This window comes from Nonomuraea sp. NPDC050328, assembly GCF_044459405.1.
Taxonomy (GTDB): domain Bacteria; phylum Actinomycetota; class Actinomycetes; order Streptosporangiales; family Streptosporangiaceae; genus Nonomuraea.
Map to the genome: position 1 here is coordinate 174,394 of NZ_JBITIW010000010.1, position 14,786 is coordinate 189,179.

General features: G+C 61.0%; 14 protein-coding genes. 12 read left to right on the plus strand and 2 right to left on the minus strand.

Annotation, left to right across the window (positions count from 1 at the left end; all coding sequences use genetic code 11):
• Positions 1-21: 21 nt before the first annotated feature.
• The 4 genes from ACIBG7_RS32760 to ACIBG7_RS32775 all read left to right on the plus strand — a co-directional run bounded on the left by ACIBG7_RS32760 (position 22) and on the right by ACIBG7_RS32775 (position 3,752).
• Positions 22-1,095, plus strand: coding sequence for a hypothetical protein (locus ACIBG7_RS32760; RefSeq protein ID WP_397338685.1), 1,074 nt, complete (start codon positions 22-24; stop codon positions 1,093-1,095).
• A 55-nt stretch (positions 1,096-1,150) separates the two neighbouring features.
• Positions 1,151-1,579 (plus strand): HIT family protein, encoded by a 429-nt coding sequence (locus ACIBG7_RS32765; RefSeq protein ID WP_397338686.1) that lies wholly within the window; start codon positions 1,151-1,153, stop codon positions 1,577-1,579.
• Positions 1,580-1,746: 167 nt separating this feature from the next.
• Positions 1,747-2,097, plus strand: a complete 351-nt coding sequence (locus ACIBG7_RS32770; protein ID WP_397338687.1) for a hypothetical protein — start codon at positions 1,747-1,749, stop codon at positions 2,095-2,097.
• Positions 2,094-3,752, plus strand: coding sequence for a YDG/SRA domain-containing protein (locus tag ACIBG7_RS32775; RefSeq protein WP_397338688.1), 1,659 nt, complete (start codon positions 2,094-2,096; stop codon positions 3,750-3,752). The genes ACIBG7_RS32770 and ACIBG7_RS32775 overlap by 4 nt, the downstream gene beginning before the upstream one ends.
• Positions 3,753-3,904: 152 nt before the next feature.
• On the opposite strand, the gene ACIBG7_RS32780 is transcribed toward ACIBG7_RS32775, so the two are convergent.
• Positions 3,905-5,353 carry an amidohydrolase family protein gene (locus ACIBG7_RS32780; protein ID WP_397338689.1) on the minus strand — a complete coding sequence of 483 codons (1,449 nt, stop codon included), beginning with the start codon at positions 5,351-5,353 and terminating at the stop codon, positions 3,905-3,907.
• Between the two features lie 158 nt (positions 5,354-5,511).
• On the opposite strand from ACIBG7_RS32780, the gene ACIBG7_RS32785 reads away from it, so the two are divergent.
• On the plus strand, positions 5,512-6,303 hold the full coding sequence (locus ACIBG7_RS32785) for an alpha/beta fold hydrolase (RefSeq protein ID WP_397338690.1): 792 nt from the start codon (positions 5,512-5,514) through the stop codon (positions 6,301-6,303).
• 457 nt (positions 6,304-6,760) lie between these two features.
• Here ACIBG7_RS32785 and ACIBG7_RS32790 read toward each other — a convergent pair whose 3' ends face one another.
• Positions 6,761-7,294, minus strand: coding sequence for a VUT family protein (locus ACIBG7_RS32790; RefSeq protein ID WP_397338691.1), 534 nt, complete (start codon positions 7,292-7,294; stop codon positions 6,761-6,763).
• A gap of 484 nt (positions 7,295-7,778) precedes the next feature.
• Here ACIBG7_RS32790 and queC point away from each other — a divergent pair, with 484 nt between their 5' ends.
• The 7 genes from queC (at position 7,779) to dbpB (ACIBG7_RS32825) (ending at position 14,719) form a co-directional block, all read left to right on the plus strand.
• Complete coding sequence (queC, locus tag ACIBG7_RS32795; protein ID WP_397338692.1) at positions 7,779-8,468, plus strand: 7-cyano-7-deazaguanine synthase QueC; 690 nt, start codon at positions 7,779-7,781, stop codon at positions 8,466-8,468.
• A gap of 6 nt (positions 8,469-8,474) precedes the next feature.
• Positions 8,475-9,113, plus strand: a complete 639-nt coding sequence (gene queE / locus ACIBG7_RS32800; RefSeq protein WP_397338693.1) for a 7-carboxy-7-deazaguanine synthase — start codon at positions 8,475-8,477, stop codon at positions 9,111-9,113.
• Entirely contained in the window at positions 9,113-9,469 is a 357-nt protein-coding gene (queD, locus tag ACIBG7_RS32805; protein WP_397338817.1) for a 6-carboxytetrahydropterin synthase QueD, read from the plus strand. Before queE ends, queD begins: the two co-directional genes overlap by 1 nt.
• Complete coding sequence (folE2, locus tag ACIBG7_RS32810) at positions 9,469-10,263, plus strand: GTP cyclohydrolase FolE2 (RefSeq protein ID WP_397338694.1); 795 nt, start codon at positions 9,469-9,471, stop codon at positions 10,261-10,263. Before queD ends, folE2 begins: the two co-directional genes overlap by 1 nt.
• A 966-nt stretch (positions 10,264-11,229) precedes the next feature.
• Entirely contained in the window at positions 11,230-12,378 is a 1,149-nt protein-coding gene (dbpB, locus tag ACIBG7_RS32815) for a DGQHR domain-containing protein DpdB (RefSeq protein WP_397338695.1), read from the plus strand.
• The gene (gene dpdA / locus ACIBG7_RS32820; RefSeq protein WP_397338696.1) at positions 12,375-13,610 is read left to right on the plus strand and encodes a tRNA-guanine transglycosylase DpdA; all 1,236 of its coding nucleotides are present in this window, start codon (positions 12,375-12,377) and stop codon (positions 13,608-13,610) included. Before dbpB (ACIBG7_RS32815) ends, dpdA begins: the two co-directional genes overlap by 4 nt.
• Entirely contained in the window at positions 13,610-14,719 is a 1,110-nt protein-coding gene (gene dbpB / locus ACIBG7_RS32825) for a DGQHR domain-containing protein DpdB (RefSeq protein WP_397338697.1), read from the plus strand. Before dpdA ends, dbpB (ACIBG7_RS32825) begins: the two co-directional genes overlap by 1 nt.
• Positions 14,720-14,786: the final 67 nt, after the last annotated feature.

Below are 14,786 nucleotides of genomic sequence, written 5' to 3' on the forward strand. Positions count from 1 at the left end.
CGGCGCCGAATGAGCAGGCCGATGACGCCTCTCGCGGCCGAGCTAGCCCGGCTGATCAAGGGGCACCGAGGCAAGCGGGTTCCCGTCATCGAGCTTTTCAGTACGGCCAGCAGATTCGATCCCGGCCTGGTCGGCGACGCCGGAGGGCTGGCCAGATTCCGCGATGCCCTCACTGAGTTGGAAAGCGCCGAGCAGATCACCCTGCCGGCGCCGAGATCCAGCACCGGCTGGGACCGCCGAGTGGTTCCTGCCATTCCGCTCTGGGTCACCCGCGTTCAACAGCAGACCGTTCTGCGGCCAGCACCCGTTCCGAGGGTCTGGCCACACCTGCTCGAAGCCGCCGGCGCCATCGCGACCAGAGCCGATGAACGGCAGATCCTCGATCGCATCGCTGCCTGGATGCGTGAGGACCCTGCCCCCGAGCTCGTCCCCGTCCAGGAACGCTCCTTAGAGCTCTTCGACGACGAGAAGGCGCTCGACGGCTATCTGACGACACGGCTCTTCACGTCCGGTGCGCTCACCCTTGAATTGCTGGCTTGCTTCCCGCCGCCTCTGCCGTTCGTGTCCCAGCACGTGTCCGGCGTCGGGGCCACCGGCCTGCTCGTCCTGGAGAACCGTGCCACCTACACCTCCTTCCTCACCGCGCTACGAGCCCTTGACCCGGCAGTGAGGCCCGACCTGCACCTTGCCTGGGGACATGGCAACGGCTTCGCCCAGAGCGTCTTGAGCATCCCCTTGCTCGAACCCGCTCCTCACTTCGTGCGTTACTTCGGCGATCTTGACCTCGCCGGGCTCCTCACCGCGACCAACGCTGCCGCTCAGGCCGCTGCCGTAGCCCTTCCACCGGTGTCCCCGGCTACTTCCTGCTACCGCTTCCTCTTGGACGGGCCGCCGCATTGGCGAACCCACGACGCCAGTAACCAGCGCGCTGCCGCAGACCACGTCGCCGTCTGCTCCTGGCTGCCTCCTGACTTACGTTCACCAGCGGCCGAGCTGCTTTCCCGACGCCTTCGGGTGCCGCAGGAACGGCTGGGGCACAAGGCGCTTCGGCGTTGGCCCGACTTCTGGGCGGAGTTTGAAATCGGTGATGTGTAATCGGAAATCCCCCATACGGCCTCTAAATCTGACAAGTTACGAGAAGATCGGGACCATGCCGATTTCCCTGCCAATCGCGGATCCATGCCCCTTCTGCGACTACCTGACCGGCCAGCAGCCCGCCACCATCCTTGAGCAAGGGCAACATGCAGCCATCCTGGTCACCGCTTGGCAGCGTGGACAGGGCCACGTACTGGTGATCCCAGTCGCTCACCGCGCAACGATCATGGACGTGACCCCGGCGGAGGAGCAGCACTTGATGAGCGCCGTCCGGCGGGCGGCGCACGCAATCGCAGTTGCCTACGACTCTGGAGGCATCGCCGTCTGGCAGAACAACGGCGTGGCCGCGCACCAGAAGGTCCCCCATGCCCACTTCCATGTCGCCGGCACTCTGCCGGGCGGCGGCACGCGAACCGGCGAGGTGCCCCGCCTCGACCTAGGCGAGACCGACCGGATCGCCAAACGCCTTAGCCCGCATCTCTAAGCGGGCACCATGACGGTGCTTAGCTTGTGCGCGCGAGCGAACGGTGGCTGAATGATGGTCCCGTTAGACCATGCGCGGTGTCCGTTTAGTGGGTTATGGATGTTATGTGAGATAAGCGGCGCTAGCATCGCCCATGCGGTCTCATGATGAATTGGGAGGTGGGTGCGATGGCAGAAACGGTCAATCTTCGCATGAGTGGGGATTTCGCCGAACAGGAGCTCCGGTCGCTCTACGACTGGCTGATGAGGGACCTCGACGAGCTCGACTATATGGACGTGCGCCTGCAGTCGAAGGAGCCGAAGCCCGGAGAGATGGGCGACACCCTCGACCTCATTACGCTGGCTGTGACAAGCGCATTGCAGTGGCCAGCATTCGTTGAGACACTGTCGCAGTGGCGGAGGACACGGCGGCATCGTCCACAGGTGACGATCGAGCATGGAAATACGACCGTCGTAGTGTCTGAGGCCGAGTCGGAATTCATTGCCGAGATTCTTAGGGCCTTGGAGGATCGCGATTGAGCCTTCCTGATCCGCTGGCCTCGCGTGCCGTACTCATCGGCACGAGTCAGTACACCCACCTGAGCCCTCTCCCCGCCGTCGAAAACAATTTGAAGACGTTGGGCGCCCTTCTGCAGCGCTCCGATTTGTGGGGACTGCCGGCAGAGCACTGCACGATTGTGCATAACCCCACATCGATTCACGCGATGATGGACCCGCTCTGGCAAGCGGGAGAAGAGGCGAGAGATACTCTCATCGTCTACTTTTCCGGCCATGGTTTGACACACTCCACGGAGGGTGACCTCTACCTCACTTTGGTGGGCTCGCAAAGCGAGCGCATGTATAGCGCTGTGTCCTACGACACCGTGCGCAACGAACTTCGAGTAAGTAGGGCACGACGCAAGATCGTCATTCTCGACTGCTGCTACAGCGGGCTGGCCCTTGGACTGTTGGGCACTGATGATGTAACGAATCATGTAGCGAACAGCGCCCGTGTCAATGGCACGTATGTGATGACGGCTACGACCGAGAACAAAACTGCACTAGGCGGACTGGACACCTACACCGCCTTTACGGGCGAGTTGATCCACTTCCTCAGCGAAGGCATCCCCGGACAGCCTGAGTTCCTTGAGGTAGATGCGATCTATCAGCACGCCCGCGAGTCGCTTCGAGACAAAGGTCTCCCGATCCCGCAGAAGCGAGAGTCGAATTTTGCGGCCCACATTCCCTTGGTGCGCAACCGTGCCCACAGGAGTCAAAAGCGCATCGAAGCCAACGAGCGCTTTGGTCCCATCAACGGCATAGAACCGGGGACTCTCTTCGATAGCCGCCGGGCGCTGCACGATGCGGGGGTACACCGCCCCTTGCAAGCAGGCATTTGTGGCACTGCCGAGAAGGGCGGCGCGGAGTCCATCGTCGTTTCGGGCGGGTACAAGGACGATGAGGACTACGGAGATGTCATCATCTATACCGGTCACGGTGGGCGGGATCCCAATACCGGTGTGCAGGTCAGGGACCAGTCGGCGGATGATTCAGGCAACGCTGCGCTCATCAAGAGCATCATGACTGAACTGCCCGTACGGGTTATCCGCGGCTCTGGGGGTAACAAGAAATTCTCCCCGAATGCTGGATACAGCTACGATGGGCTCTTCACGGTCGCCGATTACTGGACTAAGCGCGGCACCGATGGGCGCATGGTTCTTCAGTTCCGACTTGAGCAAATAGGTGACGGGAACACCAAGAGGTCCGCATCGCCACACCTCAGTCGCAAGCTTCCTCCCGGACGCCGAGTAGAAGTTGCTCCAGGAATCTATGCCGACAGATTACTTGCCACGGAACTCAAGCAAGTGTACGACCATGCCTGTCAGATATGTGACACTGTGCTTGAGGTCCCAGGCGGTCTGCGGATCGCTGCCACCGTTCATATTCGAGGGCTAGAGCAGCCTCACCTCGGCCCCGACAACAAGGCCAACCTGCTGTGCCTCTGTCCCAATCACCGAGACCTTTTCAAGTATGGGGCGATCACCATCGAGGATGATCTCTCGGTTATAGATCGGACGGATGGCGAGCCGATCGGCAAGCTGAAACTCAAGCATGAAATCGATCATGCGCACCTCCAATACCATCGTCAGCATCACACTCTCGGACACCAACGGCTCAGCGACGAACTTGTCTAACTAGGCGGCCTCCGGTTTGGGCGCCGGTGACCGGTCGGCAGCTTCTTCAGTGCACAGGTCAGGGTCTCTGCCATGCCCGCGCGCTGCAGTTCTCTACCGAAGTCCCGGGCGCCAAGACGCTGTAGCAAAGCCGGCGCCCGAGATGACGCCATCTACAGTGCGGCTGGAGCGCCCTCGGCCCCGTAAGCACTCCCGAACACCTGAGTAGCCACCCTCTCCGCCTGCCCGAACCACCCCGCGACCGCCTCCGGCCCGAGCACCGGAAGCCCGGCCGCCGCCTTCCGAATACGGGAGAGCGCCTGCTGGCCCCGGGCCGCAACAGCATCCAGGTCGTAGCCGACGAGCTGCCCATGCCGCTTGCGCACCACACCCCCGATCAGCACGGTGTCCACATCAGCAGCCGTGGACTGGAGCACGACCGAGCCGACGGGGTGGCTGGAGGGCACAAGCCCCAGCTTCGGCTTCACGATGATCACATCGGCCTGCTTCCCCGGCGTCAGCGAGCCGATGCGATCGCCAAGGCCGAGCGTCTCCGCACTACCCCGGGTGCCCCAGCTCAGGGCGTCCCGTACGGTCAGCTCGACCGAGGACGGCATGCGGCCGGTCCGGTGGACCCGGTCGTGGTCGAGCATCCGCTGGGTCTGCAGCCCGAGCCGCAACTGCGAGAACAGGTCGCCCGAGCCGACCGCCACGATGTCGGTGCTGATCCCCGGCAGGATTCCATGTTCGAGCGCGGGACGGATCGGCGGGATACCCATGCCCATCTGCATCTCGGTCTCCGGCGCGATCGTGACCCGCCCCCCGGTGTCGGCCACGAGCTGCCACTCGTCACCGACGAGAGCCGGACAGTGGATGTGCACGTGGCCCGGCCGCAGCAGCCCGTGATCGCGGAACTCACGAAGCCCCTTGAGCAGGATCGACGAGGTGGCCGCCGCCGTATGCGACGCGGTCAGCACATCGAGCTCGGCGGTCAGCCGGAACTCCGCCACGCTATCCGCGAACGGAAGCGTGCCGAAGTCGCTGAGCAGGATGCCCATGCTCGACAGCCCGCCCCAGCCGTAGGAGCGGAACCGCTCAGCGTCCTTGAGCCGTTCGGCGTGCGAGGCGAACCCGGCCGGCTCGAAGGCGAAGCACTGGAAGCCGTACGAGTACACATGCCTGATCCCGGTCGCGCGCAGCGCGTCGACCGCCGCGATCGCATGGTCGGGGGAGTTGACGCAGTCGCAGCAGTCCATGATCGTCGTGACGCCGGAGTCGATGGCCTCGATCGCGCCCACAGTCGAGGCCGCGCTCATGTCCTCGGCGGTGATGAGCGAGCCGATCCCGTAGAACACGTTCCCCAGGAACTCCATGAGCGACTGGTCGGCGGAGATACCCCGCAACAACGCCATCCAGGTGTGCCGGTGACTGTCCACCATGCCCGGCAGGATGAAACCGCCCTGGGCGTCGATCACCTGCGCGTCGACGCCGTCGAACTCCGAACTGTCACGCGCGACGGCGGCGATCCGGTCGCCTTCGATCAGCACGGCTCCCTGCGGAAGCTCGCCGTACTCGCCGTCCATGCTGATGAGGTGGCCGCCAGTGACCACGGTGCGTGTCATGCAGGCATGGTGTGCCAGGGGGTGAGCACCGAGTAATACCCATCCTGACCTGCGCCATAACGGTCGCGACATAGCACCAGGTCGCTTCAAGTACCCGTTCCGTACGACGGAACCGCCCCCTTTGTCGTCGTACGGCTCGGCGGGTAAGACTGGCGCCTGTGAACACCGTCCTCCTCAACGACCATGCCCTCGACTACGACATCACCGGGTCGGGCCCCACCACGTTCCTGCTGTTGAGCGGCTGGTGTCAGGACCACCGCCTGTTCGATCAGCTCCTGCCGTACCTCACGGGCCGGCACCGCGTGATCCGCGCCGACTGGCGCGGCCACGGCGTCGAGCGGTCCGTGCAGCGGGACTTCGGCTACGCCGAACAGGCCGACGACGTCATCGCCCTCCTCGACCACCTCGGCGTCACCGAGGTCGTCCCCGTCTCCACTTCCCACGGCGGCTGGGCCAACCTCGAGCTCGCCGACCGCCTGGGCCCGACCCGTGTCCCGAAGGTCGCTGTGATCGACTGGCTCCAACTCGATGCCCCCGAAGCCTTCATCCAGGACCTCCGCACCATCCAGGACGAGCGAACCTGGATCCGCGGCCGCGAGAACCTGTTCGACCTCTGGCGTGCCATGGCCGCCTGCCCGCCCGTGGACAAGCACCTGGACCAGGAGATGGCCTTCTTCGACTTCGACATGTGGGCCCGCTCCTGCCGCGTCATCGAAGCCGCCTACGCCCACTGGGGCTCCCCTTTGCACCGCATGTCCGCCCTCACCACCCCCCGCCCCATCGCCCACCTGTACTCCCAGCCGGACGACCCCACTTATCACCAGGCCCTCGCCGACTTCGCCACCGAACACCCTTGGTACTCACCGATCCACCTTGGGGGGCGGACGCATTTCCCGACCTTGGAGACGCCACGCGTGGTCGCGGAGCACCTTGACGTTTTTGTCGTCTGAATTCGCGTCGGCGGACGCGAGGCTAGGAGTTCAGCGGACCGGCCTCGCGCTAGAATTGTTGTCACCATGTGTTGGGCCATCATGATGGCGGTGAACACTGCCATCATGATTTTGCATAAGGTTCACGATCATTGGTCCTTCGCTACATTCTCGTGGGCCACTGACCAAGAGTGCGTGGGAGAAAGCCACAGCTTCACGGCCTCGATTAGATGGCGCAGCAAATCCGAACTTGCGGCACCCGCTTTAGGAGAGGGGAGGCTACTCCACCTGGTCGGGTAACTTGAGCTGGGCAAACAGGCCGTGTATCGCCGGGACCGCGGAAGATCATCCCGTGGATGTCCCCAACGCCGATCCTGAGAGTCGCCGTGTCATAGAGCGGATGAATCGCCCCGGCTTCGATGGAGATCATCGTGTGTCGGAGGCGTCCATGTCTACCGATGCCGACGGTGCCAGATGTTCATGCCTCGGCTCTTCTCCTTCGCCGTAGGAGAGCCAACACTGCAACTGCCGCCAGGGTCATCCAGATCTTGCCAAGAATCTGCCCCTGGAGGTAGTCAAAGGAGTTGAAGGCCAGCTTCAGGAACAAGAGGCTGTCGCACAGGATGCCTACCGCATTCGAGGCGACTATGGCGAGCAGCAGTCCTCGCTGGCGAAGTGGTTCGTAGGCAGCGAAGTCCGCTAGCTCCGCGACGGCGAAGGCTACGGCTGAGGCCACGGCGAGGTCAGGGTCGGCCAGTACGTATGAGATGACGATCCCAGCCGCTATAGCTCCCAAGACTGCAAGCCGGCCGGCCGCTTCTCGGCTGAGGTCTCGAAGGACGAGTGCCAGTCCCACCAGGTAGACACCGGCGGGCGCTACGTAGCCGAAGCCCACAGGGACCGCGCCAAGGTGGGTGACTGCCAGGTTGGCCGCAGGAATCGTAGCGATGTACGCAACGAGCGCGACGCTGCCAGCGGTTACGGAAGCCTTCACGTTCTGCTCTCTGTTCAAGTGGCTGCTTGGCCCGGCCGGTAACAGCAGGGCGAACTTCCAGACAGTACAGCCAACAGCACCGACAACGGTGTGAATCCCGCTGCTATGGGACATCTGCGCCCGGCAGATACAAGTATGATCTTGACTTGCGAATGGGGGACCTTCTTGCTGGGCGATTCCGCTGTTACGAGTGCACGACCTCCTCGTTGTGGCCGTCTGGATCGCCGGAAAACTGCTACACCTGCGGCCGGAGCAGGAGGTGCACTTTCTCCTGATCGATTCGTGGCGTCATCTGGTTCTGCTGATTGATGACCTCTAATCTGGCATCTGTGATGTGCGGGCAGCCTGCGGCGGCGCTCCCAACGGCGGAACGTCGCTCCAGGTGACTGCAGGCCAGGTTGGCAGGGACATCTTCTGGAAACTACGATGTCTACTGGGTCGGTTGTGGTGTAAGTTTCTGTTGGCTTCCATGCGAACAGAAGGCGATCAAGTGACTACAGATATGCGCAAGGCCGTGGTGCTCCTGAGTGGGGGGCTCGACTCGACGACCGTTCTTGCCATCGCTCGGGAGGAAGGTTACGAGACATATGCTCTTAGCTTCCGCTATGGACAGCGTCACACCGAGGAGCTCGAGTCGGCCAAGAAGATCGCTGTTGAACTTGGTGCCACCCAGCACGTGATCGCCGACATCAACCTCGCAGTCTTCGGTGGATCCGCACTTACCGATCACGCGCTCGACGTGCCCCACCACGAGAGTGTGGACGATCTGGACGCTGGCATCCCAATCACCTATGTTCCGGCCCGTAATACCGTGTTCCTCTCCTTTGCGCTCGCCTGGGCAGAGACGCTTGGTTCCTCTGACATCTTCATCGGAGTCAACGCTCTCGACTACTCCGGCTACCCCGACTGTCGACCCGAGTACATCGAGGCATACGAGCGCATGGCCAACCTCGCGACGAAGGCCGGCGTTGAAGGCATACAGAAGCTGAAGATCCACACCCCTCTGATCAACCTCACCAAAGCTCAGACGATCCAGCGTGGCCTTGATCTAGGTGTCGACTACTCTCTGACCCACAGTTGCTACGACCCGATCGACGGTCGTGCTTGCGAGACTTGCGACTCTTGCCTCCTTCGTGGGCGAGGTTTCGCGGAGTTGGGCCTAGTGGACCCGTCCTTCACCTCGAAGGCTTGATTCGTCGTGTATCGCATCAAAGAGATCTTCTACACTCTTCAGGGCGAGGGCAGTCACGCAGGGCGACCGTCTGTGTTCTGTCGGTTCACAAGCTGTAATTTGTGGACGGGTAGGGAGGAAGATCGACGCCGAGCGATCTGCAGGTTCTGCGATACGGACTTCGTCGGCATGGATGGCCCAGGCGGCGGACGTTTCAAGACGGCTGCCGACCTCGCTGCGGCCGTCGCCAAGACGTGGCTGGGCAAATCTCATTCGCGTAGTCGGCCCTATGTCGTCTGCACAGGTGGAGAGCCGCTACTGCAACTCGATGAGGAAGCAGTCGACGCCCTGCACGCTGAGGGGTTCGAAGTGGCCATTGAAACCAATGGCACCCGGGCGGCTCCCGCTGGCATCGACTGGATCTGCGTGAGTCCCAAGGCAGGCACCGAGTTGGTCCTGACATCGGGGCACGATCTGAAACTGGTCTACCCACAGGTTGGGGCTGAGCCGGAGCTCTTCGAGGGCCTTGACTTTGATCGTTTCCTGCTGCAGCCCATGGACGGTGCGGACCTCATCGCCAACACCAAGGCGGCCATCGAGTACTGCCTTGATCATCCTCAATGGCAGTTGAGCGTCCAAACTCACAAGATTTTGGGAATCCGTTGATCGAGATCTTTCGTGAATTCACGTTCGAAGCAGCCCACAGGCTTCCGAACGTGCCTGAGGGGCACAAGTGCGCCAGGCTTCACGGACACAGCTACCGAGTCGAAGTGCACATCCGCGGTGAGGTCGACCCTGTCACCGGGTGGCTGATGGACTTCGGAGAGATCAAGAAGGTATTCAAGCCGTTGCTGGACCAACTCGACCATTACTACCTGAACGAGATCGCAGGGCTTGAGAACCCCACCAGCGAAGTCCTCGCCAAGTGGATCTGGGATCGACTGGTCGACTCGTTGCCGCTGTCGGCGATTCATGTCCGAGAGACGTGCACTTCTGGGTGCATCTACCGAGGGGAGGACTGATGCTCGCCGATGTGCAGGCTGCACCCGACAGTCGTGGCGTAGCGCTGGACGAAGTCGGGATCGAAGGCCTCCGGTATCCCGTCCTCGTAGCCGATGGCCAGGGTGCCAAGCGTGAGACCGTGGCCACGGCCGCGATGTCTGTAACCCTCGGACCTGAGGTCAAGGGCGCTCATCTGAGCCGCTTCGTTGAAGTGTTGCATGGTTCTCGCGAGCAACTGACCTCCTCTACGGCGATAGGCCTGGCGGACGAATTGCGGGAGCACATGGGGAGCGCCAGCGCGCGCGTTCACTTGGTCTTCCCCTACTTCCTCGAGCGTGAGGCACCCATTACACGGTCACGCGCCTTCGTCGAGTACACCTGTGCTGTAACCGTGACCAGCAGTGTGGCCGATACCCAGTTGATGTTGAGTGTTGAGGTGCCGGTCACCAGCGTGTGCCCCTGTAGCAAAGCCATCAGCGATCGTGGCGCGCACAATCAGCGAGGTCACGTCACGATTGAAGTTAAGCCGTCGGACCACGCGACCGACATATGGTTTGACGAGTTGATCGACATTGCCGAGGGGGCGGCTTCGTCACCGGTCTATGCGTTGCTCAAGCGTCCGGATGAGCGTCATGTGACCATGGCTGGCTACGATAACCCAGTCTTCGTCGAAGATATGGTGCGTAGCGTTTGTCAGGTCCTTTCGGCTTCTGACCGCATCACCGCTTATCGCGTGCGCGCCGTCAACGACGAGAGCATTCACAATCACGCGGCATATGCGGCGGTCTCGTGGACCTCGCCGAACGGTGCGTAGTTCCATGGCCGACAGTGTTGGTCGAAACGGCCAAGTCGTGCATGTTGTGGTGACATGCACCAACCGCAAGCGACTCCCAGTCCCTGAGCACCTCCGTGTTCGCAGTTTGAAGGCCAAGAGGGCGGATGAGCGTTGCGACGAATGGATCAAGCGCCTATCAGGCGCCGAGACTCCCGTGGCCGCGAGTAGCCTGTACGCGGGCGAACATTGGCTCATTGCACGTGATCTAGCCGAGGTAGTTGGCCAAGAGGCAGCACTATGGGTGTGCTCCGCAGGGTATGGACTGATCCCTGTAGACGCGCCCGTAGCCCCCTATGCGGGTACGTTTGCCTTTGGGCATGAGGACTCGGTGGCCACGGACACTGACGGGACCCGCCAGTGGTGGGAACTCCTCGCCCAGTGGGTCGGGCCGCGTCCTGGGCAACCGCGCTCCCTCGCAGCGCTGGCCAGTCTCTACCCCGACGCAGCGATCGTTGCTGTGCTCTCGGATCCCTATCTTCGCGCATGTGCAGACGACCTGCGAGAAGCCTCTTCGAGGCTGTCCAATAGCGATAACCTCTCGGTCATCGGGCCGGCCGGGCGCTGTGCTGACGTCGATGACCTGATAGTCCCAGTCACGGCGGCACTCCGGTCCGTAGTCGGTGGGAGTCTCCTTTCGCTGAATGCCCGAGCGGCGATGCATGTGCTCAAGGAATCACGCCTGCGTGGAGACGCCGTACAGCGCCCACTGCTGGCCAAGCTCATGAGCGACGCCCTTGCAACAGCACCGGAGGTTCCTCGAAAGCCAGCCGGGATCCGTATGACAGACGATGAAGTCCGTGCCTTCATCCGAAAGCGACTGGAATACGGGCCTACATCGGCAACCCCTCTACTACGCGAGCTGCGAAGCTCAGGGCTCTCCTGCGAGCAAGCTCGTTTCAGGGGCCTTTTTCTCGAAGAGCAGCGTGCTTCGGCGGGTGGCTGGCAGTGACGACGCCGCAGTGGACCGATGCGATCGAAGTCCGTGCTCTTCGCATCATTCAGGTGAAGGAGTATCCGCTATTCTCGTTCATGCTACGTGCGGATCAAGTGCTGAAGTTCGCTGACATCTCCAGAGTGAGCAGAGACGAAGCAGGGAAGCTGATCGGTTACCAGCGTCCGCAGGTGAAGAAGCACATCCAAGAAATCGTCCAATATCTGGACAGCGACCTGCCAATTTTTCCGAATCCAATCATCATGGCGCTGTCTTCACGCGTGCACTTTAGATGCACCCGTGGTGGAAACAGGTATCCAGACGATGGCGTCTCGGATACCGGTAGGCTCGTGGTCCCTCTTCCCGAAGAGGGAAAACCGAAGCCGGCTTGGATCGTCGACGGACAGCAACGCGCACTGGCACTCTCTCAAGCACGCCGCCAGGACTTCCCAATGCCGATCATCGCCTTCATCGCAGACACCGTGAATTTGCAGCGAGATCAATTCGTTCGGATCAACAACACCAAACCACTGCCACGTGGATTGGTGACAGAACTCCTTCCCGAGGTCGACAGTCCGCTTCCGCCGCGACTCGCCATCAGGAAGGCTCCGTCGCAGTTGTGCGACATCCTGAACTCGGACAAGAACTCACCATTCTACGGCCTTATCAAACGTGCCTCCGCTGCTGGTACTAAGCAGTCCGGTGCAGTAGTTACCGACACCGGAATCGTGGACATGATTCAGGAAAGCCTCACATCCCATTCTGGAGCCCTCTATCCTTATCGCGATATCGGTCGAGGAGAGACCGACTTCGACGGAATCATCCAGGCGCTCTTCCTCTACTGGACGGCGGTTCGGGAGACATTCCCGGATGCGTGGGGCAAGTCGCCGGAGAAAAGCCGTCTTATGCATGGTGCTGGAATCAGGGCAATGGGCCGCCTTATGGACCGGATTCTGGGCGTCGTCGACCCACTGCGAAGCGACGCGCCGGAAACAGTGAGAAAGCATTTGGAACTTATCGCCCCGCACTGCAGGTGGACGTCGGGAGTATGGGAAGAAATAGGGCACCGATGGAACGAGATCGAGAATGTGAGCAAGCACGTTCACGAACTCTCTAACTATCTCATTCGCGTCTATCAGATTGCACGTAGGGGACTCGCGTGAAGTTCTACTTTCCGGACAGCCAGGACCAAGTGAGTCCCACATTTAACTTTTTCACTGAGGAACACTCCCCGTACCGTGTGCGGCAGCGAGATGACAAGTATGCACACGAGATCCTTGAGCCATTGCCCTATGACGGCCTCCTTGTCAGCAAGGCGATTGTAGACGGCTCTGTAAAAGGGGCCGGAAAGTACTCTATGCCGCAACGAGAGCGGCTCTATCGGCTAGGAGTGCGCAGGTATTTCAGGCTCCCTGAGAACATTGTGACGATCGGGGACTGTGGTGCCTTCAATTACGTCGACGAAGAGCTTCCTCCATATACGATCGATGAGGTCCTAGACTTCTATGAGCGCTGCGGCTTCCACGCTGGGATCAGCGTCGACCACGTCATCTTCGGCTATGATCCGAAGGTCTCGGATGAGGAAGCAAATCCGATGTGGAAAAAGCGACGCGAGATCTCGCTCCGGTACGCAGCCGACTTCTACGAGGCCGTTGAACGCAGAGGAAATAGGATCGAACCTGTTGGCGCTGCTCAAGGATGGAGTCCCGCCAGTTACGCGGACAGCGTCCGACGCCTGCAGGAAATCGGCTATAAGCGTATCGCCCTCGGAGGCATGGTTCCTCTGAAGACTGTCGACATTCTCGCTTGCCTGCAAGAAATAGATCATTTGCGCTGGCCCACCACAGAGTTGCATCTCTTGGGGATCACAAGGGTGGCATCGATGGAAGAGTTTGCCCTCCACGGCGTCAGTAGCTTCGACAGCACCTCGCCGTTTCGACAGTCGTTTATGGACGACCGCAACAACTACCACACGGAGGGCATGGCTTATACCGCTATTCGAGTGCCACAGGTCGATGGGAATCCGGCCCTCAAACGACGGATTCTGGCGGGCGAAGTCTCGCAGGCGAAAGCTAGGACTGCAGAGCGTGAATGCATGAAGCGCCTGCGTGCATATGACGAAGGCTCTGAGACCGTGGACAGAGTGGTTGAGATCCTCGAAGAGTACGAACGATTGGTTGAATCGGACAAGAAACAGAGCAGGATTCCGGCCTATCGCGTTACTCTCGAAGCCAAACCCTGGAAGTCATGCAAGTGCACAATCTGCGCTGCGCACGGTATTGAGATAGCTATCTTCCGCGGATCTGAACGGAACAAGAGACGCGGATTCCACAACTTGTCGGTGTTCGCCACTAAGATGCACCACATCAAGCACCCCCTTGGACAGGAGAACTAATGGCCGACCGCCAGATCCTTCGTCTTCCAGCGTTGGAGGTCCGGCAGGGATCGCGCCGCATCTATTGCTTCGCTGTCGACGGCAAGAGGCTCCACGAGTTTGCAGCGGTCTCCCGCATACGTCGTGACGCGAAAGACCAACTCCAGGGGTATCAGCGGCCTGAGGTTGCTAGCCACATCCGAGCTATCCAGCGCTACCTTGAGTCGGAGAATCCGATGCTGCCGAACGCGCTAGTGCTCGCCTTCGACAGTCGCGTTCGCTTCGAACCTGCGGTCACGAGCCACGAAATCGGCTACTCGGTGCCCGGGGAACTCGCCATCCCCCTAGACGAGACCCTAGAGGATGACGAAAAGCCGGCATGGGTAGTCGACGGCCAACAGCGAAGTGCTGCTATCCGGGACGCCGACATCGGAGAGTTCCCCGTCGCGGCGGTCGGATTCATAGCGGACAACGATGCTGAGCAGCGTGCACAGTTCATCCTCGTCAACAACACCAAACCCCTTCCTAAGGGCCTGATCCACGAACTGCTGCCGGACACGAACACTCACCTGCCGCCGACTTATGCTCGTCGCCAGCTCCCTGCCGCCCTCATGACCCGCCTCAATGGGACGTTCAATGGCCCGTTCTATCGAGCCATCGCCACGCCCACGTCTCCCGATGGCTACATCAAGGACAACAGCATCCTCCGAATGATCGAGCACAGTCTGTATCAGGGAGCTCTCTATCAGTATCGCGATCCCATGGATGGTGCCGGCGACGTCGACAAAATGCTTGCACATCTCAACACCTATTGGGGATTGGTGCGGGAGACGTTCCCAGAGGCATGGTCGCTGCCGCCGAGGCTCTCGCGGCTCTCCCATGGCGTAGGGATTCAGGCAATGGGGTTCATCATGGATCACCTAACGGAGGACCTACCTCCTCAGGAGATCCCTGGCGCGGTCAACGACGCACTCAAGCGCATTGAGGCAGGCGCTGCCTGGACGGGCGGCTCCTGGAAGTTCGGCTCAAGCGAGGCTCGCAAGTGGAACAGCTTCCAGAACACGCCTAACGACGTCCGCTTGCTCACGGACGGTTTGTTGTACCTGATCAACCAGGAAGCCCTCTTCTGAGAGGAGTGGTGAGCGAGCACGAAGGCATTTCTCTGTCCAACAGCACTTTGAGGAGGGTTGGCATCAG